This window comes from Cellulosimicrobium sp. TH-20, from assembly GCF_002105775.1.
Lineage (GTDB): Bacteria > Actinomycetota > Actinomycetes > Actinomycetales > Cellulomonadaceae > Cellulosimicrobium > Cellulosimicrobium funkei.
Genome location: NZ_CP020857.1, coordinates 1,531,009 through 1,548,160 on the forward strand (window position 1 = coordinate 1,531,009; position 17,152 = coordinate 1,548,160).

Genomic DNA, 17,152 nt, shown 5'->3' on the forward strand with positions numbered 1-17,152 from the left:
GGCGCGCCCGTCCGGCCGCGCCGCGGCCCGCGCCGTCCGACTACGCTCGCCCCATGGCAACCACGTGGGAGTACGCGACCATCCCCCTCATCATCCACAACACGAAGGCCGTCCTCGACCAGTGGGGCTCCGACGGCTGGGAGCTCGTCCAGGTCGTGACCGGCCCGGACGGCAACGGCCTCGTCGCCTACCTCAAGCGCCCCACCGGGGAGAAGTAGTGGCGGGCGTCCCCGCCGGGACGGTCGCCGCGCGCCTCGCGGAGCTCGGGATCACCCTGCCGCGGGTGGCGGCGCCGGTCGCCGCCTACGTCCCCGCGGTGCGCACCGGCCGCTACGTCCACACCTCGGGCCAGCTCCCGTTCGTCGACGGCGCGCTGCTCGCGACGGGCAAGGTGGGCGACGGCGAGGGCCTCGTCGCGCCCGCCGACGCCGCGGACCTCGCGCGCGTGTGCGCGCTCAACGCGCTCGCGGCCGTGCACGACGTCGTCGGGAACCTCGACGACGTCGTCCGGGTCGTCAAGGTGGTCGGGTTCGTGGCGAGCGACCCGTCGTTCACGGGCCAGCCCGGCGTCGTGAACGGTGCGAGCACCGTCCTCGGCGAGATCTTCGGCGAGGCCGGGGTGCACGCGCGCAGCGCCGTCGGCGTCGCGGTCCTGCCGCTCGACGCCCCGGTCGAGGTCGAGCTCGTCGTCGAGCTGGCGGACTAGCCCGCGACGCCCGCACGAGAACGGGGTCGGCGACCGGGTCCGTGAGGATCCGGTCGCCGACCCCGTTCTCGTCGGCATCTCGGCCGGCGTGGCCGGTCAGCGCGCGCGGCGCTCCAGGCGGTCCATGTCGAGCAGGACGACGGCCCGGCCCTCGCGGCGGACCCAGCCGCGCGTCGCGAAGTCGGCGAGCGCCTTGTTCACGGTCTCGCGCGACGCGCCGACGAGCTGCGCGAGCTCCTCCTGCGTGAGGTCGTGCGCGACGCGGATGCCCTCGTCCGTCTCCTCGCCGAAGCGGGTCGACAGGTCGAGGAGCGCCTTGGCGACACGGCCCGGCACGTCGGAGAACACGAGGTCGGCCAGCGTCTCGTTCGTGCGGCGCAGGCGGCGCGCGAGGGCGTTGAGCAGGTGCTTGGCGACGCTCGGGTGCTTCTCGATCCACTCGACGAGCTGGTCGTGGCCGAGCTCGTAGATCACGGAGTCGGCGACGGAGCTCGCGGTGGCGGTGCGGGGGCCCGGGTCGAAGAGCGAGAGCTCGCCGAACATCTCGCCGGGGCCGAGGATCGACAGGAGGTTCTCGCGGCCGTCGTTGGAGCGGCGCCCCAGCTTGATCTTGCCGCTCGCGATCACGTAGAGGCGGTCGCCCGGCTCGCCCTCGCGGAACAGCACGTCTCCGCGCGAGAGCTCGATCTGCTGCATCGACTCGAAGAGGGTGCGCGTCTCGTCCGCGTCCATCGTCGCGAACAGGGGGGCGGAGAGCACAACGTCGTCGTCCACGCGGGGTGTCCTATCGTCTCGTCCTCGGAAATGTTCCAGGACAAGTCTGCCCTACGGCTGCAACTCGGGTGTCAGGGGCGGCGGCTACGGTGGGTTTCGTGACCACCACCGAGCAGGCCCGCGCGCGGGCCCCGAAGCCCGAGTCGCACCTCGCGCTCGTGCGGCGCGCGCGCCGCACCAACCGTGAGCTCGCGGTCACCTACCCGGACGCGCACTGCGAGCTCGACTTCACCACGCCGCTCGAGCTGCTCGTCGCGACGGTCCTCTCGGCCCAGACGACGGACAAGCGCGTGAACCTCACGACGCCCGCGCTCTTCGCGCGCTACCCGGACGCCGCGGCCTACGCGGCGGCGGACCGCGCCGAGCTCGAGGAGATCCTGCGGCCCACGGGCTTCTTCCGGGCCAAGGCGCAGTCGGTCATCGGGATCGGCCAGGCGCTCGTCGAGCGGTTCGACGGCGAGGTGCCCGCCCGCCTGGAGGACCTCGTCACCCTGCCCGGCGTGGGGCGCAAGACGGCGAACGTCGTGCTCGGGAACGCGTTCGGCGTGCCGGGGCTCACCGTGGACACGCACTTCGGCCGCCTCGTGCGCCGCCTGGGGTGGACCACGGAGGAGGACCCGGTCAAGGTCGAGCAGGTCGTCGGCGGGCTCATCGAGAAGTCGGAGTGGACGATGCTCTCCCACCGGCTGATCTTCCACGGCCGGCGGGTGTGCTTCGCGCGCAAGCCGGCGTGCGGCGCGTGCACGATCGCGCGGTGGTGCCCGTCGTTCGGCGTCGGCGAGGTCGACCCGGTCAAGGCGGCCGCGCTCGTCAAGACGAGCTGAGGGTCTCGCGCGGACGGCCGGGCGAGGGCGCGGTCAGCCCGCGGGCCGCTGCGTCGTGGGGAGCCAGTCCAGGAGCAGGTCCGTCACGGTGCCCGGGGCCTCCTCGGGGAGGAAGTGCCCGGCGTCGTCCACGACCTCGAACCGGAAGTCCCGGGCGAGCGCGGCGCCGTCGGCGTCCGCGAGGTCGCGGCGCAGCAGCCCGTCGCGCGCCGCGTGCACCTGGAGGGCGGGGACCTCGACGGGGTGGCGGAGCGCGGCGAGGAAGCGGCGCCCGTCGGGCCGGGGGGTGGAGCGCACGGCCCAGCGCAGCGACTCCATCGCGGTGTGCGCCGCGAACGGGATGCGCATGACGGTGCGGTACGTGTCGACGACGTCGGGCGCGAAGGGCTGCGCGGCGCCCGTCGCGAGCACGTCGGCCACGAGGTCGCCGCGGACGAGCGCGCGCTCGGGCAGCGTGGGCACCTGGTAGAACGCGAGCTGGCGCTGCGCCGCGGGCGTGAGCAGCCGCCGGGCCGACGTGTGCAGGCGTGCGGGGTGCGGGGCGGAGAACGCGGCGACCCCGGCCGTCACGGCGGGCTGGAGCGCGGCCATCGCCCAGGCGAGGCTGCCGCCGGTGCCGTGGCCCACGACGACCGCGCGCCCCGACCCGAGCGAGCGGATCACGCCGGCGATGTCGCGCGTGCGCGTCGGGGCGTCGTAGCCGATCGGCGGCTTGTCGGACGCCCCGACGCCCCGCACGTCCATCGCGGCGACGCGGTAGCCCGCGGCGGCCAGCGGCTCGAGCTGGTGCCGCCACGCCCACCAGAACTGGGGGAACGAGTGGAGCAGCACGACGAGCGGCGGGCCGGGGTCCCGCACGCCACGGTCCTCGGGACCGGCGAGCGCCACGTGGAAGCGGGCCCCGTTGGCCGGCACGAACTCGTGGCGCCAGGGGCCGTCGAGGAGGGCGGACGTGAAGTCGGAGGGGTCGGGCGTCACCCGGACGAACCTACCGGCGTCCCGGACCCGCTGTCGGCCGACGACCCGGAGTCGGCACCGGCGGCGTCCGCTCCGGACGCCTCCGCGGCCGCCGCGGGACGGCGGTCCTTCGGCGGGTCGAACCGGTAGCCGACGTTGCGCACCGTGCCGATGAGCTGCTCGTGCTCCGGCCCGAGCTTGGCGCGCAGACGGCGCACGTGGACGTCGACGGTGCGCGTGCCCCCGTAGTAGTCGTAGCCCCAGACCTCCTGGAGGAGCTGCGCGCGCGTGAACACGCGGCCCGGGTGCTGGACGAGGTACTTGAGGAGCTCGAACTCCTTGTACGTGAGGTCGATCGGGCGGCCGCGCAGCCGGGCGGTGTAGCCGCTCGCGTCGATCGCGAGCTCGCCCGCCGCGATCTCCTGCGGGCCGTCCTCGGCCGGTCCCCGCGCGGAGCGCTCGATGACGAGCCGGAGCCGGGCCTCGACCTCGGCCGGTCCTGCGCCCTCCAGGAGGAGGTCGTCGGCACCCCACTCGGCGGTCACCACGGTGAGCCCGCCCTCGGTGAGCACGAGCACGAGCGGGACCGTCAGGCCCGTGGCGTGCAGGAGCCGGCACGTGGTGCGGGCGGCGACGAGGTCGCGACGCGCGTCCAGCAGCACGACGTCCGAGTCCGGTGCGTCGACGAGCGCCGACGGCTCCATGGGCAGGACCCGGATGCGGTGCGAGAGCAGGCCGAGCGCGGGCAGCACCTCGACGGAACCGCCAGTGGCGGGGGTGAGGATGAGCAGGTCGGCCATCCGGCACCTCCTTCCGGGTCGCGGGGCGCGGGCGGCGCCCCCGGGCGTCGACGCGTGGCGACCGGGCGGGACGGACCTCTACGGGGCACGCCACGTCGTCGGCCACGTCCGCGGTCCGTGGACGGTTACCGTATCGCGTGCCGGCCGCGCGCACGGTGCGTGTCTCACATCGCGCGCGTCCGCACTCCCCGGCCGGTGACAGCGCTGCCCGGCAGCGACGCCGCGGCTCGCTCGCGAGACCGCCGCCCGGCCGCCGACGGGCAGCCGGTGAGCGGCCCGCGGCGAGTCTCTGCGACACTCTGAGGCGTGCTGCACGACCCGACGCCCTCCCGCGACCCCCGAACGGGGCGCTGACCGCGTGGACCTCTCGACCCGTGCCGTCGTGACGGCATGCCTGGCGGCGGTCGTGGCCGTCGCCGCGTTCTTCGGCCCGCTGCCGCTCACGATCGCGTCGGGCGCGCTGGCGCTGAGCGTCGCGATCGGCTGGCCGCGGCTGCTCGACATCCCCGTCCACGGCGGGACCCGGGTCGTCATCGCGATCGCCGGGCTCGGCGCCGTGGCCGCGACCGCCGCGACGCGCGGGGAGCCCGCGCTGCGCCACCTGCCCGTCGTGCTCGCGCTCTCCGTCGTCCTCGCGTTCGTCGCCGAGCTCCTGCGGCGCGACGGCCGCCCGCGTCTCGTCGAGTCGCTCATCGGCACGGTGAGCGGGATCGTCGTGGCGACGTCGAGCGCGGGCTGGATCGCCGCGGGCCGCACCGACGCCGGCGAGTCCCTCGTCGTCACGACGGCGGTCGCGCTCGCCGTGGCGTCCGCGGTGTCCGCGCTGCCGCTCGGCGGCTGGCTCAACGCCGCGCTGACGCTCGGCCTCGCGGTGCTCGCGGGCGGTGCCGTCGGCTACGTCATGCCCGACCTCGAGCTGCTGGGCGGCGTCTGGGCGGGCGTCGTCGCGGGCCTGCTCGTCGCGTCACTGCACGCGCTCTTCGACCAGCTTCCCGAGCTGCGCGGTCGTCTGGGCGCGTTCTCGGCGACCGCCCTGCCCGTCGCCGTCGGCGGGACCCTGATCTTCGTCGTCGGCCGGGTGATCGTCGGGTGACCCCGTCGCCGCTCGCCGTCGTGCTGCTCGTCGTGACCCTCGTCGCGACGGCCGCGCTCGGCGTGTGGTGGCAGCGCCGTCAGGGCGTCGTGCGGGCCGCGCGGGGGAGAGGGTCCGCGTCGCCCGCGGCCGCCGTCGCCGGGCCCGCGCCCGTGGACTGGTCGGCGCACGGCGTCGCGCTCGCGGAGCGCCGCACGTTCGTCCAGTTCTCCGCCGAGCTCTGCGCGCCGTGCCGCGCCACCGCCCGGGTCCTGCGCGACGTGAGCGCCGCGCACCCGGACGTGACGCATCGTGAGATGGACGTCGACGACCACCTCGACCTGGTGCGAGCATTCGGCATACTGCGCACGCCGACCGTCCTCGTGCTCGACGCGGAGGGCCGGGAGGTCGCCCGCGCGAGCGGGGGCATGAACCGCGCCCAGGCGCTCGCGGCGCTCGCCGTCGCGGACCCGGGCGCGCGGCCCGCGAGCGTGCCAGGCAGCTGACCGCCGTCTCCGACGGCCCGACCGGAGGAGACCCGAGTGAGCGACCAGGCAGGCCCGGAGGCCACCGTCACCGAGCCGGGCGGCGCGCCCGCCGGCATCGACCCGCGCGGGCCGCGCGCGGGGGCGGGCATGACGGCCGTCCTGCTCGCCGTGGTGATCCTGCTCTGGACGTCGCCCGCGGCGCTCGTGCTGCTCGCGGTCGTCGCGGCGAGCTTCCTGCTCGGCACCGTCCGCGGCGCGCAGGGCACGTGGCAGGCGGCCGTCTATCGGCTGGTCCTGCTCCCGCGCATCGGCCCGACGACGGAGCGCGAGGACCCGAGGCCGCCGCGGTTCGCGCAGGCGGTGGGCCTCGTGATCACCGGTGCCGGAGTCGTGCTCGGGCTGATCGGCGTCGCGGGCGCCGTGCCGGCCGCGGCGGCGCTCGCGCTCGTGGCCGCCGTCCTCAACGCCGCGTTCGGCCTGTGCCTCGGGTGCGAGCTGTACCTGCTGCTGCGCCGGGTCGCGCCGGCCCGCTGACGGCCCGGCGCGCGCCCGCCCGGCAGGCGAGCGCCCGCGGGCGCGGCTCGCTCAGTAGACGAGCGCCTGGGCACCCTCGCGCAGCGCCTCCTCGACGAACACCGCCGCCCCCGCGATGCGCACGCCGGGCAGGACGTCGTCGGCGGTGATCCCGCGGCGCGCCGCGCACTGCGTGCAGACGGTCAGCGTGCCCGCGGCGAGGACCGCGTCGAGCAGGTCGGGCAGCCGCGCCGCGTGCTCGAGCTCGAGCTCCGCCGCGCGGCCCGGCACCCCGAACCACGCCGCCTCGCCCGTGAGCCACACGCTCACCTCGACGCCCGCCGCGACCGCGGCGGCGGCGACCGTGAAGGCCTGGTTCGCGGACTCGGGCCGGTCGAGCCCGGAGGTCGTCTTGACGACGAGCGAGCGGGAGCGGGCGGGGGCAGGGAGCGAGGAGTCGGTCACGCGGCCGAGCGTAGCCCCGCGGGTGACCACGGCCACGGCGTGCGGGCGCCGTCCGGCCGGTAGGATCGCCCGCATGAGCCCGCACACTCTCGAGCTGATCTTCCTCGGCCTGCTCCTCGCGGCGACGGTGACCATCACGTGGTTCGCCGGGTACGTCGTCTACAAGCTCTTCAAGGGCCAGCGCTGACGTCGCCGCGCGGGGCCCGTCCCCGCGCGGGCGCCGCGCGCCGCCCGACTCCGAGAGGTGGTCGCTGATGCCGTTCGAGTTCCCCGAAGGCCTCGCTCCCGAGGTGTACCCGCTCGCCTGGCTCGTCGGGAGCTGGCGCGGCGAGGGCGTCGTCAAGTACCCGGGCATCGAGGAGACGCCGTTCGTCCACGACGTCGTGTTCGACCACGACGGCGGCCCCTACCTGCGCTACGAGTCGACGCTGCGCGTCCTCGACGCCGCGGTCCCCGAGACGGTGCCCGCGGAGGGCGAGTGGCCGGAGCGTGACGAGGCCACCCTCGACGCCGCGGCCGCCGCGTCGCCCGTCTGGTCCACGGAGACCGGCTACTGGCGCGTGTCGACCGACCGGCCCGAGGGCCTGGAGGACGACCGCCACCCCCTCGAGGTACTCGTCGCCGACCCGGCGGGCCGCGTGTCGGTGTACCTGGGCGCCGTCGGCAACGGCCGCGTGGACCTGGCGAGCGACCTCATCGCGCGCACGTCCACCGCGTCCGAGGTCACGGCCTCGAAGCGGCTCTACGGGTTCGTCGAGGGCCAGCTCCTGTGGGTGTGGGAATTGGCGGCCTTCGGTCAGCCGTTGCAGTCGTACGCGTCCGCGAAGCTGACCCGGCGCCCGTCGGCCTGACGCAGGCCACCGGGCGGCCCGAGGGCCCGCCCGGTCCGGACGCGTCGACGAAGGAGGACCACCCGTGACCACCGGTTACACCAGCCCGCTCCTGTCCCGCCACGGCGCCGTGCCCGCGACGGGCCCCGACGAGGGCGTCGCCTGGCACTACGGCGACCCGACCGGGGAGCAGCGCGCGCTGCGCACGGGCGGCGCCGTCGTCGACCAGTCGCACCTGGGCGTCGTCACGGTCACGGGCCCGGACCGGCTGAGCTGGCTGCACTCCATCACGTCCCAGGACCTCACGGACCTCGCGCCGCGCACCTCGACGGAGCTGCTCGTGCTCTCGCCGCAGGGCCACGTCGAGCACGCCGCGTCGGTCGTCGACGACGGCACCACGACCTGGCTCGTCACCGAGCGCTCGCACGCGGCCGACCTCGCCGCGTGGCTGGACCGCATGAAGTTCATGCTCCGCGTCGAGATCGCCGACGCCACGGACGAGTGGGCCGCGCTCGGCGAGCCGGTCGACGCCGAGGGCGCCGAGGACGAGCCCGTGACGTGGCGCGACCCGTGGCCGCGCGTCCTCGCGGGCGGCACGCGGTACGGCCCGCCCGAGGACGAGCACCCGGGACGCGAGCGCCCGTGGCGGCTCGTGCTCGTCCCGCGCGCGGAGCTGGCCGACGCCGTCGCGGCGCGCGAGGCCGCCGGGTGGCGCCTCGTGGGCACGTGGGCGAGCGAGGCCGCGCGCGTCGAGGCCTGGCGCCCACGCCTCGCGACGGAGGTCGACCACCGGTCGATCCCGCACGAGACCGACTGGTTGCGCACCGCCGTCCACCTGCACAAGGGCTGCTACCGCGGGCAGGAGACCATCGCGCGCGTGCACAACCTCGGGCGTCCGCCGCGGCGCGTCGTCATGCTGCACCTCGACGGCTCGGGCCACCTGCTGCCCGCCCCGGGTGCCGAAATCACGCTCGACGGCCGCGCCGTCGGGGCCGTCACGTCGGTCGCGCGTCACCACGAGCTCGGGCCGATCGCGCTCGCGGTCCTCAAGCGGAGCGCGCCGGTCGACGCCGAGCTCCTCGTCGACTGCGACGGCGGCGCGATCTCCGCGGCGCAGGAGGTCGTGGTGCCCGGCGAGGGCGTCTCCGTCGACCGTCCGGCCGCGCGCGGTCCCGTCGGGCGCGGCGTCACGCCGCGCGGCGAGGGCGCACCCACGAGCATGCTGTGACGTCGGGGCCGGCGCGCGGGCAGTCCCCGGGGGCGGTCGACGTCGCCCGGACGGCGTGGCGCCGGCTCCTCCTGCGGGCCCGGGTCCGGCAGGGCGCGTCGCGCGTGCGCGTGGCGCTGTGGCCCATCCTCCAGGCGTCGGCGGCCGCCGGTCTCGCGTTCGGCATCGCCCGGTACGGGCTCGGGCACACGGCCCCCTTCTTCGCGCCGGTCTCCGCGTGGATCTGCCTCGGCTTCAGCCAGGACCGTCAGCTCCGCCGCGTGCTCGAGCTCGCGGTGGGCGTCGCGATCGGCGTCGGCCTGGGGGACCTCGTGGTCCATGCGATCGGGTCGGGCTGGTGGCAGGTCGCCGTCGTTCTCGCGGTCTCGGCCCTCGCCGCACGCTTCATCGACCGGGGCGCGATGCTCACGACGCAGGCGGGCGTGCAGGCCATCGTCATCGTCGGGCTCCCGGCCGCGCAGGCGGGCGGCCCGCTCGGGCGGTGGACGGACGCGCTCGTGGGCGGCGCCGTCGCGCTCGCCGTCGCGGCGCTCACCCCGGGCGACCCGCGGCGGCGCCCCCGTCTCCTCGGGGCGGAGGCGACGTCGGAGCTCGCGGGCGTGCTCGACGTGCTCGCGCGCGGTCTGCGAGCGCGCGACCCCGCGGACCTCGACGCGGCGCTGGTCAAGGGCCGGGCGTCCGAGGGCGCGCTCGAGGAGTGGCAGTCGTCCGCGACCTCCGCGCGCGAGCTCGCGCGCGTGAGCGCCGCCGGGCTGCGGCACCGGGACGAGCTGGGCGGGCTCGAGCGGCAGGCGGTGCTCGTCGACCGCGCGATGCGCAGCGTGCGCGTCCTGGCGCGGCGTGCGCGGCCGGTCGCGAGCGGCCCGGACCACCACGAGCTCGACGCCGTGGCGGACCTCGTCGCCCGGTTCGGCGCCGGGGTGCACGTGCTCGCCGAGGCCGTCGGCGCGGGGCGCGACCCGGCGGTCGCGCGCGAGGTCCTCCTCGAGGTGGCCCGCAGCGCCGACCCCCACGCGCTCGGCGACGGCGACTGGCAGGTGCAGTCGCTCGTGATGCTCGTGCGGTCGCCGATCGTCGACGCCCTGGAGGCGGCGGGCGCGACGCCCGAGCAGGCGCGCGACGCGCTCCCCGAGCTCTGAGAGCGTTCGCACCCGGGACGACCGACCCCTGCACAGCGGTACCGCGGGCCGGTACGGTCGGGGCATGGAGGTCCCTGTCAGCGCGCTGCGTGCCGAGCTCAAGTCGTGGATCGAGCGGGCCAGGGACGGTGAGGAGGTCGTCATCACCGAGCGCGGCGTCCCCGTCGCCCGGCTGACCGGCGTCGCGACGGCGGACCTCGTCACCGAGCTCGTGCGCGACGGCGTCCTGGTGCCCCCGGCGGGGGAGCGCCCCGTGCACGCGGTGCCCGCGCCGGCGCTCGTCGCGGCGACGGACGGGGCACGTCCGGCGGGTCCCGACGGCCCGCGCCCGTCCGACGGCGCCCGGGCCGCCCGCGGCGGCGGGGTCGCGGCGCTCGTGCGCCGGATCCGGCGCTGAGGGGCCCGCGGTGGCCCTCGTCTACTTCGACGCGAGCGCGCTCGTGAAGCTGTGCGTCCCCGAGGCCGGCTCCGCGCTGGCGAGCCGCCTGTGGAACCGTGCGGACGTCGTCGTCACGAGCCGCCTCGCCGACGTCGAGGTCCGCGCCGCGCTCGCCGCGGGGGCCCGCGGCGGGGTCATCGACGGCCCGGCGCACGCCCGCGCGCTCGGCACGTGGGACACGCTGCGACCCGCGCTGCACGTGGTCGAGGTGTCCGGCGCCGTCACCGACCGCGCGTCGCGCCTCGTCGCCGCGGGGTCGCTGCGCAGCAACGACGCGGTGCACGTGGCGAGCGCGCTCGCCGTCGCGCACGACGACACGGTCGTGGCCGCGTGGGACCCGCACGTCGTGACCGCGGCGCGTGCCGCCGGGCTGCGCGTGGTGCCGTGGCCGCTCGCCAGACCGTAGGCTCGTGCCCGTGGGAATCTTCGGGTCGCTGCAGTGGATCGTCTACCTCCTCCTGTCGCTGGTCGTGTTCGGGACGCAGCTCTTCGCGCTCGTCGACGCGATCCGGCGGCCCGCGAGCGCGTTCACAGCCGAGGGCAAGCTGAGCAAGCCGATCTGGCTCGCGATCCTCGGCGTCGCCGCGGCGCTCGGCTTCCTCTCCATCCCGCTCGGCGGCGGGATCAACCTCGGCTTCATCGGGATCATCGCGGTCGTCGCGGCGATCGTGTACCTCGTCGACGTGCGTCCCCGCCTCCAGCCGTACGGGAACGGGCGCGGCAACGGGTCGTCCGGCCGGCCCGGCGGCTGGTGAGCGCCGCGGTGACCGACGACGTCCGCACCGGGGTCGCGCGCGCCGCCGTCCCGCTGGCCGAGGTCGTGCGCGGCGACCTCGTGGAGTCCGTCCACACGGGGCACCTCGTGCTGCTGGAGCCCGACGGCGGCACGCTCCTCGAGCGCGGCGACGCCGGCACGGTCGTCTGGCCGCGCTCGAGCGTCAAGCCGTTCCAGGCCGTCGCGATGCTGCGGCACGGCCTGCGCCTGCCGCCGCGCCTCCTGGCCCTCGCCGCCGCGAGCCACAACGGCGAGCCCGAGCACCTCGCGGGGGTGCGCGAGATCCTGGCGGGCGTCGGGCTCGACGAGTCCGCGCTGCGCAACACCCCGGACCTCCCGCTGCACCCGCCGGCCGCGCTCGCGTGGCAGGAGGCGGGGAACGGCCCGTCGTCGATCACCCAGAACTGCTCCGGCAAGCACGCGGCGATGCTCGCGACGTGCGTCGTCGCGGGCTGGGACCCGCGCACGTACCTGGAGCACGACCATCCGCTGCAGGTCGCGGTGCGCGAGACCGTCGCGGAGGCGACGGGCGTCGCCGTCGAGCACGTGACGGTCGACGGCTGCGGCGCGCCGCTCTTCTCGACGACCGTGCGCGGGCTCGCCCGCGCGTTCGGGCGCCTCGCCGCGGCCCCGCAGCACGACCCGGGTTCGGCCGAGGCCGAGGTCGCGCGCGCCATGGCGGCGTTCCCCGAGATGGTGGGCGGCACGGGACGCGACGCGACCCTCGCGATGCGCGCCGTCCCGGGCCTGGTCGCCAAGGACGGGGCCGACGGGGTGTACGGGGCCGGGCTGCCCGACGGCCGTGCCCTCGCCCTCAAGGTGCTCGACGGCGCGTCCCGGCCCCGCCCGGCGGTGCTCGCCGCGGCGCTGCGCCGTCTCGGCGCGCTCGACGTCGAGGGAACGGACGGGTCGGCGCTCGACGCGCTCGGCGACGTGCCCGTGCTCGGTGCCGGGCAGCCGGTGGGCACCGTGCGCGCCGTGCTCGACGAGCCCGGGACGGACGCGGCGCACGATGCCTCGCAGGGCCTCTCGTCCGCCGCCGCGCGGCGCGACGACGGGGGACGGCCGTGAGGGCCGTCGTGCAGCGCGTGACGCGCGCGAGCGTGAGCGTCGTGGCCGACGACGGGACGGCGGAGGTCGTCGGCGCGATCGACCGACCGGGCCTGCTCGCGCTCGTCGGCGTCACGCACGACGACGGCGACGCGCAGGTGGAGACGATCGCGCGCAAGATCGCCGAGCTGAGGATCCTCGCGGGGGAGCGGTCCGTGCTCGACGACGGCGCGCCCGTGCTCGTCGTCTCCCAGTTCACGCTCTACGCGGACACGCGCAAGGGCCGTCGGCCGTCGTGGAACGGCGCGGCGCCCGGTCCTGTCGCGGAGCCGCTCGTCGACGCGGTCGTCGAGGCGCTGCGCGCCCGCGGGGTCGAGGTGGCGACCGGGCGGTTCGGCGCGCACATGGCGGTCGACCTCGTCAACGACGGCCCGGTCACGCTGATCCTCGAGGCCTGACGCGGCGTCGTACGGGCTGTCCCGTACGGGGCCTGCGTACGGAGGACCGCGTACCCCGCGCGGCGCGCGTGACGCGAAGAGTGTGGGAAGCACGTAGTCCCGCGGGCCCCGCCCACGGCTACGGTCGCTCACGTCAGCCGGTCGCTCAGGCCCCGCAGGAGGCCGCACCGCCGCGCGTCCGCGCGGGTCGGCGACCGACCTCGTCGACGAGAGGTCCTCTCGATGCACCGTCCTCGCCCGTCCGCCCCGCGCCGCGCCCGCGCCACGCGCGCGGCCGCCGGCCTCACCGCCCTCGCGCTCGCCGCGAGCGGGGCCGTCGCCGCCGCGACGACCGCCGCCGCCGCGCCGACCGCCCACCTGACCGCCACGACGGCGGCCACCATCCCGACGCCCGACTCCCCGAACGGCGACGCCGCCCTCAACGGGTACCGCAACGTCGGCTACTTCATGTCCTGGGCCCCGGAGAACTACGGCTACACCGTGCGCGACTTCGTCGAGTCGGGCCAGGCCGAGCAGATCACCCACGTGAACTACGCGTTCGGCAACATCCACCCGACCGACCTCACGTGCTTCCTCGCGGACGCCCCGGGCACGCCCGAGCCGGGCGGCAACGACGGCGCCGGCGACGCGCAGGCCGACTTCGTGCGAGCCGTCTCCGCCGAGGACTCGGTGGACGGCGTCGCGGACGAGCCGGGCCAGGCGCTCGCGGGGAACTTCAACCAGCTCCGCAAGCTCAAGGAGGAGCACCCCGACACCAAGGTCCTCATGTCGCTCGGCGGCTGGACCTGGTCCAAGTTCTTCTCGAAGGCCGCGGCGACGCCCGAGAGCCGCGCGAAGTTCGTCGCGTCGTGCATCGACCTCTACATCGACGGCAACCTGCCCGTGATCGACGGCCGCGGCGGCCCCGGCGCGGCCGCGGGCCTGTTCGACGGCATCGACGTCGACTGGGAGTGGCCCGGGGCCCCCGACTGGTCGCAGCACCCCGAGAACCACGTCGACCCGGTCAACGACAAGGCGAACTTCACCGCCCTCCTCGCCGAGTTCCGCAAGCAGCTCGACGAGCGCGGTGCCGCGCAGGGCAAGGACTACCTGCTCTCCGCCTACATCCCGGTGAGCCCCACCGTGGTGAACGCCGGCTGGGACGCCCCGACGATCTTCGACTACCTCGACTACGGCAACATGCAGGGCTACGACCTGCACGGTGGCTGGTCGCCGAACCTCGCCGGGCACCAGGCGAACCTGCACGACACCTCGCAGCCCGGCACGATCTCGCTCGAGGACGGCATCGACCTCTACCTGTCGCGCGGCGTCGACCCCGCCCAGCTCACGCTCGGCATCCCGGCGTTCGGCCGCGGCTGGTCCGGCGTCGGGGCCGGCGACTCGAACGGCGCCTGGCAGCCCGCCGCGGGCGTCGCCCCCGGCACCTACGAGGCCGGGAACAAGCAGTACTTCGAGCTGCGCGACCACGGGACCGAGTACTTCGACGAGGTCAGCGGGGCCTCGTGGCGCTACGACGGCGACCAGTGGTGGAGCGTCGACACGCCGCGCGCCGTCGAGTTCAAGGCGTCGTGGATCACGGAGAAGGGCCTCGGCGGCTCGATGTTCTGGGACCTCGCGGGCGACGACGAGGACGAGCTCGTCGGCACGGCGGCCGACGTCTACCGCGCGGCCCCGGCCGGTCCGGTCGACCCGACCGCGCCCGGCTCGTGCTTCCCGGGTTGGGACCGCAGCACCTCGTACGTCGGGGGGCGCGTCGTCTCGCACGAGGGCGTGAACTACCGCGCCGCGTGGTGGGTCCGCACGAACGTCCCGGGCACGGAGAAGTGGTACCCGGCCTGGCGCGTCGTCGGCACCTGCGCCTGACGACCTGACGGTGCGGTGCGCGGCCTCGGCCGCGCACCGCACCGTCCGTCGCTCAGCGCAGCCAGCCGCGGCGCTTGATGTACGCGAGCGGGATGACGGCGGCGACGAGCGTCACCAGGACCGTGAGCGTGAACCCGTACGGCCGGTCGAGCTCGGGCATGTGCGTGAAGTTCATGCCGTAGAACGACGCGATGAGCGTCGGGGGCAGGAACACCGCGGTGATGATGGTGAAGACCTTGACGATCTGCGCCTGCTTGACGTCGAGCGACGTCATGATCGCCTGCTGCAGGTAGCGCACCTTGTCGTGCTCGAACCCGGCGTGCTGCTTCACGCCGTCGACGTCCGCGACGAGCGTCTCGACGAGCCCCGCGAGCACGGGGTCCGAGTCCGCGATCTCGCTGCGCAGGTGCCGCGCGGCGCGCGCGAGCGAGAGCTGGGACTCCTGGGCGCGCGACACGATCTCCTCGGCGCGGTTCATGCGCGTGATCGTGTCCTGCATGTCGCTCACCCCGATCTCCCGGCCGCGCGAGTCGACGCCGCGCGTGGCCTCGTCGATCTCGTCGGACATGTCCTCGAGCAGGTCGCTCGCGTAGGACACGACGCGGTCGGCCGCCTCGTTGAGCGCGTAGAGCAGCGCGTACGCGACGCCGTACGACGAGCGGATGAGCCACGGCGTGCGGCGCATGCGGGCGATCGCCTTGTCGAAGACGGCGTAGTGCCGCTGCGGCTGGGCCGTCACGACGACGTCGGCGGACAGGGCGAGCACGATGCGCTCGTCCACCACCCGGTCGCCGTCGCGCCGGGTCGCCGTCACCGGCAGGTAGACGTGCGCGTCCGTCTCCCAGACGCGCCCTCCGGCGGCCGCGAAGTCGACGCCGTGCTCGGCCGCGCGGGCCGCGGAGTCGGGGTCGCCGACCGCGACCTGCACCCAGCGCGAGCGCAGGACGCGCGGGTCGAACCGGGGCGAGCCGTCGCCGTGCGCGCGGGCGTGCAGGTCGAGCCCGCCGCGCGCCGGGGCGGGCAGGCGGGTCTCCGTCCCGGGGGCGAGGCCCGGGGTCTCGGGCAGCATCGTCGTCATCACGCACCGCCGGCCGTGAAGTGCGCGGTGAGGAGCGCGGCGCAGATGAACAGGTAGAGCCCCACGGTGAAGGAGATCGACTGCCGTTCGAGGTTCGGCCGGCGCGTGCGGCGCCGCTCCTCGCGCGGGGCGCGCAGGGGCGTCCGGGCGGGGCGGGTCCGCACCGGGGCGGCGGGGGTGGTGGTCGGCGTGGTCGCAGGGGAGCGCTGCGTCATGGTGGTCGTCCTTTCCGGCGGGCGGACGGCACGGGCGCGGCCACGGGCGGGCGGCGCGGGTGCGTCGGCGGGGGAGGTCCGGCGGCGCGCGCGAGGCGCGCGCGGAGCGCACTGGCGACCTCCCCGCGCGGGACGGACGACGGCCGGGGACGCAGGGACCTGCGTCGGCCGGGCTCAGGCGTCGGGTCGCGAGCCACGGGGGGTGAGCGCGCAGTGCACGGATCTATGACTGCTGCCGTCAGGCATGGGGCTCACCTCGCTCTCGTGGCGGCGGCGCCGCGGGCGCCGCACCCGGGTCGGGGCGCACGAGGGTCGTGGCCGCGACGGGGATCGAGGCCAGGCTAGTCCTCCGGGCAGCGGGCAGCAACCGTCGAGGTGCGGGCGTCGGCCCAGGTGGCGGCCGTGTGACGAGCGGGAAACGATGAGGTGATCCCTTGTTTACGGAGGGTTGTTAACATTTCATCCGGTCGACGGGCGACGAAGCCCCCGGACGGAGGGTCCCGACATGTCAGAACAGCAGGACTACATGGTTCCCGAGCCGGTCCGTCGCGCGGACTCGCGGTTCGCGCGACGGCTCGAGCGGCTCTCGTCCCGCGCGCAGGAGGTCGACCGCGCGCTCGCCGCCGTGAGCGAGGGCAAGGGCGGTCTCGTGTGGACCGCCGAGCACGGCATGGGCGCGAGCGCGACGCTCGAGCTCGTGTGCGAGGCCGTCGCGACGCACGAGTTCGCGCAGCCGACCGTCACGCTCCGCTGTCGCCCGCCCGCGGGCGTCCCCGCTCCCGGGTCGGCCGTCGTCTCCGTCGTGTCGCAGGTGTCGCAGCTCGCGGGCGGCGTGGTCCCCGAGCGGCTCACGCGGGTCCTCGAGCCGGTCGACCCGGGCTTCGGCCACCTCCCCGAGGTGGCGGCGGTCGCGCTCGCCGAGCTCCTCGTCGCGACGTTCGACGGCGCGACCGTCGTCCTCGTCGCCGACGACCTGCACCTCCAGGACGAGCTGAGCCGGTCGGTCCTCGCGAGCCTCGTGGCGCAGCGGCACGCGCCCGTCGTCCTGCTGGGGACGGCGCCCGCGGGCGCGCTCGACCCGTCCGCCGGCCCGTTCGAGCTGCGCGCCGTCCCGCCGCTCGCGCCGGCCGACGCGCTCCACCTCCTGCTCGTCGAGCGGCGGCTCGCCGTCGCCCCGCACGTCGCGGCGCGGCTCGCGCACCTCCTCGGCGGCAACGCCGCGGCCATCACGCAGACGGCGGCGCTCCTCACCCCCGAGCAGCTCTCGGGCGGGTCGATCCTGCCCGACCCGCTGCCCGCCGTCCCCGCCGTCCGGTCGCTCTTCGCCGACCGGCTCGCCGCGCTCAGCGAGGCGGAGCGCCAGGCGCTGCTCGTCGCGGCGGTCGCCGTCGTCGACCGCACCGAGCTCGTGCTGTCCGCGACGGGGCTCGCGATGGAGCAGGTCCTCGACGGCCCGCTCGCGGAGCACCTCGTCCTCG

At 76.0% G+C, this 17,152-nt stretch carries 22 protein-coding genes; 15 read left to right on the forward strand and 7 right to left on the reverse strand.

Features of this window, described 5'->3' with window-relative positions:
• Positions 1-53 precede the first annotated feature (53 nt).
• Together B8281_RS19465 and B8281_RS06860 are read left to right on the forward strand one after the other, a co-directional pair.
• On the forward strand, positions 54-218 hold the full coding sequence (locus B8281_RS19465) for a hypothetical protein (protein ID WP_021481786.1): 165 nt from the start codon (positions 54-56) through the stop codon (positions 216-218).
• Positions 218-706, forward strand: coding sequence for a RidA family protein (locus tag B8281_RS06860; RefSeq protein ID WP_085387318.1), 489 nt, complete (start codon positions 218-220; stop codon positions 704-706). The genes B8281_RS19465 and B8281_RS06860 overlap by 1 nt, the downstream gene beginning before the upstream one ends.
• Before the next feature lie 96 nt (positions 707-802).
• Here the strand turns inward: B8281_RS06860 and B8281_RS06865 are convergent, their stop codons facing one another.
• Entirely contained in the window at positions 803-1,480 is a 678-nt protein-coding gene (locus B8281_RS06865) for a Crp/Fnr family transcriptional regulator (protein WP_021481784.1), read from the reverse strand.
• 98 nt (positions 1,481-1,578) lie between these two features.
• On the opposite strand from B8281_RS06865, the gene nth reads away from it, so the two are divergent.
• The gene (gene nth / locus B8281_RS06870; protein ID WP_043654712.1) at positions 1,579-2,304 is read left to right on the forward strand and encodes an endonuclease III; all 726 of its coding nucleotides are present in this window, start codon (positions 1,579-1,581) and stop codon (positions 2,302-2,304) included.
• A 33-nt stretch (positions 2,305-2,337) separates the two neighbouring features.
• Here nth and B8281_RS06875 read toward each other — a convergent pair whose 3' ends face one another.
• Positions 2,338-3,282: an alpha/beta fold hydrolase gene (locus B8281_RS06875; RefSeq protein ID WP_043654714.1), complete on the reverse strand. Its 945-nt coding sequence runs from the start codon at positions 3,280-3,282 to the stop codon at positions 2,338-2,340.
• The gene (locus B8281_RS06880) at positions 3,279-4,061 is read right to left on the reverse strand and encodes a response regulator transcription factor (RefSeq protein ID WP_051028149.1); all 783 of its coding nucleotides are present in this window, start codon (positions 4,059-4,061) and stop codon (positions 3,279-3,281) included. The genes B8281_RS06875 and B8281_RS06880 overlap by 4 nt, the downstream gene beginning before the upstream one ends.
• Before the next feature lie 358 nt (positions 4,062-4,419).
• On the opposite strand from B8281_RS06880, the gene B8281_RS06885 reads away from it, so the two are divergent.
• The 3 genes from B8281_RS06885 (at position 4,420) to B8281_RS06895 (ending at position 6,155) form a co-directional block, all read left to right on the forward strand.
• Positions 4,420-5,154 (forward strand): hypothetical protein, encoded by a 735-nt coding sequence (locus B8281_RS06885; RefSeq protein ID WP_085387319.1) that lies wholly within the window; start codon positions 4,420-4,422, stop codon positions 5,152-5,154.
• On the forward strand, positions 5,151-5,639 hold the full coding sequence (locus B8281_RS06890; protein WP_043654718.1) for a thioredoxin family protein: 489 nt from the start codon (positions 5,151-5,153) through the stop codon (positions 5,637-5,639). The genes B8281_RS06885 and B8281_RS06890 overlap by 4 nt, the downstream gene beginning before the upstream one ends.
• A 129-nt stretch (positions 5,640-5,768) precedes the next feature.
• Positions 5,769-6,155: a DUF4395 domain-containing protein gene (locus B8281_RS06895; protein WP_143311102.1), complete on the forward strand. Its 387-nt coding sequence runs from the start codon at positions 5,769-5,771 to the stop codon at positions 6,153-6,155.
• Between the two features lie 51 nt (positions 6,156-6,206).
• Here the strand turns inward: B8281_RS06895 and B8281_RS06900 are convergent, their stop codons facing one another.
• Entirely contained in the window at positions 6,207-6,599 is a 393-nt protein-coding gene (locus B8281_RS06900; protein WP_232322701.1) for a DsrE family protein, read from the reverse strand.
• Between the two features lie 254 nt (positions 6,600-6,853).
• On the opposite strand from B8281_RS06900, the gene B8281_RS06905 reads away from it, so the two are divergent.
• The 9 genes from B8281_RS06905 to B8281_RS06945 all read left to right on the forward strand — a co-directional run bounded on the left by B8281_RS06905 (position 6,854) and on the right by B8281_RS06945 (position 14,381).
• Positions 6,854-7,450, forward strand: coding sequence for an FABP family protein (locus tag B8281_RS06905; RefSeq protein WP_043654723.1), 597 nt, complete (start codon positions 6,854-6,856; stop codon positions 7,448-7,450).
• Positions 7,451-7,514: 64 nt separating this feature from the next.
• Positions 7,515-8,657 (forward strand): folate-binding protein YgfZ, encoded by a 1,143-nt coding sequence (locus B8281_RS06910; RefSeq protein ID WP_085387321.1) that lies wholly within the window; start codon positions 7,515-7,517, stop codon positions 8,655-8,657.
• A complete protein-coding gene (locus tag B8281_RS06915; protein WP_085387322.1) occupies positions 8,654-9,796 on the forward strand; it encodes an aromatic acid exporter family protein in 1,143 nt (380 codons plus the stop codon). Before B8281_RS06910 ends, B8281_RS06915 begins: the two co-directional genes overlap by 4 nt.
• Positions 9,797-9,860: 64 nt before the next feature.
• On the forward strand, positions 9,861-10,193 hold the full coding sequence (locus B8281_RS06920; protein ID WP_061267982.1) for a type II toxin-antitoxin system prevent-host-death family antitoxin: 333 nt from the start codon (positions 9,861-9,863) through the stop codon (positions 10,191-10,193).
• Positions 10,194-10,203: 10 nt separating this feature from the next.
• On the forward strand, positions 10,204-10,641 hold the full coding sequence (locus B8281_RS06925) for a type II toxin-antitoxin system VapC family toxin (protein WP_043660314.1): 438 nt from the start codon (positions 10,204-10,206) through the stop codon (positions 10,639-10,641).
• Between the two features lie 10 nt (positions 10,642-10,651).
• Positions 10,652-10,990 (forward strand): DUF2516 family protein, encoded by a 339-nt coding sequence (locus B8281_RS06930; RefSeq protein WP_308200541.1) that lies wholly within the window; start codon positions 10,652-10,654, stop codon positions 10,988-10,990.
• Positions 10,991-10,998: 8 nt separating this feature from the next.
• The gene (locus tag B8281_RS06935; RefSeq protein WP_085388650.1) at positions 10,999-12,081 is read left to right on the forward strand and encodes an asparaginase; all 1,083 of its coding nucleotides are present in this window, start codon (positions 10,999-11,001) and stop codon (positions 12,079-12,081) included.
• Positions 12,078-12,518, forward strand: coding sequence for a D-aminoacyl-tRNA deacylase (gene dtd, locus B8281_RS06940; RefSeq protein ID WP_076404536.1), 441 nt, complete (start codon positions 12,078-12,080; stop codon positions 12,516-12,518). The genes B8281_RS06935 and dtd overlap by 4 nt, the downstream gene beginning before the upstream one ends.
• 222 nt (positions 12,519-12,740) lie before the next feature.
• On the forward strand, positions 12,741-14,381 hold the full coding sequence (locus tag B8281_RS06945; RefSeq protein ID WP_085387323.1) for a glycosyl hydrolase family 18 protein: 1,641 nt from the start codon (positions 12,741-12,743) through the stop codon (positions 14,379-14,381).
• 52 nt (positions 14,382-14,433) lie between these two features.
• On the opposite strand, the gene B8281_RS06950 is transcribed toward B8281_RS06945, so the two are convergent.
• The 3 genes from B8281_RS06950 to B8281_RS06960 all read right to left on the reverse strand — a co-directional run bounded on the left by B8281_RS06950 (position 14,434) and on the right by B8281_RS06960 (position 17,142).
• The gene (locus tag B8281_RS06950) at positions 14,434-15,459 is read right to left on the reverse strand and encodes a CorA family divalent cation transporter (protein ID WP_085387324.1); all 1,026 of its coding nucleotides are present in this window, start codon (positions 15,457-15,459) and stop codon (positions 14,434-14,436) included.
• A complete protein-coding gene (locus B8281_RS06955; protein ID WP_085387325.1) occupies positions 15,459-15,674 on the reverse strand; it encodes a hypothetical protein in 216 nt (71 codons plus the stop codon). Before B8281_RS06955 ends, B8281_RS06950 begins: the two co-directional genes overlap by 1 nt.
• A gap of 508 nt (positions 15,675-16,182) precedes the next feature.
• Positions 16,183-17,142: a hypothetical protein gene (locus B8281_RS06960; RefSeq protein WP_085387326.1), complete on the reverse strand. Its 960-nt coding sequence runs from the start codon at positions 17,140-17,142 to the stop codon at positions 16,183-16,185.
• Positions 17,143-17,152: the final 10 nt, after the last annotated feature.

What these genes read in the sequence shown, in the direction of transcription:
- B8281_RS19465 (WP_021481786.1), top strand. Translation starts at nt 54, where the DNA reads ATGGCAACCACGTGGGAGTACGCGACCATCCCCCTCATCATCCACAAC.
- B8281_RS06880 (WP_051028149.1), bottom strand. Translation starts at nt 4,061, where the DNA reads ATGGCCGACCTGCTCATCCTCACCCCCGCCACTGGCGGTTCCGTCGAG.
- B8281_RS06895 (WP_143311102.1), top strand. Translation starts at nt 5,769, where the DNA reads ATGACGGCCGTCCTGCTCGCCGTGGTGATCCTGCTCTGGACGTCGCCC.
- B8281_RS06905 (WP_043654723.1), top strand. Translation starts at nt 6,854, where the DNA reads ATGCCGTTCGAGTTCCCCGAAGGCCTCGCTCCCGAGGTGTACCCGCTC.
- B8281_RS06920 (WP_061267982.1), top strand. Translation starts at nt 9,861, where the DNA reads ATGGAGGTCCCTGTCAGCGCGCTGCGTGCCGAGCTCAAGTCGTGGATC.
- B8281_RS06945 (WP_085387323.1), top strand. Translation starts at nt 12,741, where the DNA reads ATGCACCGTCCTCGCCCGTCCGCCCCGCGCCGCGCCCGCGCCACGCGC.
- B8281_RS06950 (WP_085387324.1), bottom strand. Translation starts at nt 15,459, where the DNA reads ATGACGACGATGCTGCCCGAGACCCCGGGCCTCGCCCCCGGGACGGAG.
- B8281_RS06955 (WP_085387325.1), bottom strand. Translation starts at nt 15,674, where the DNA reads ATGACGCAGCGCTCCCCTGCGACCACGCCGACCACCACCCCCGCCGCC.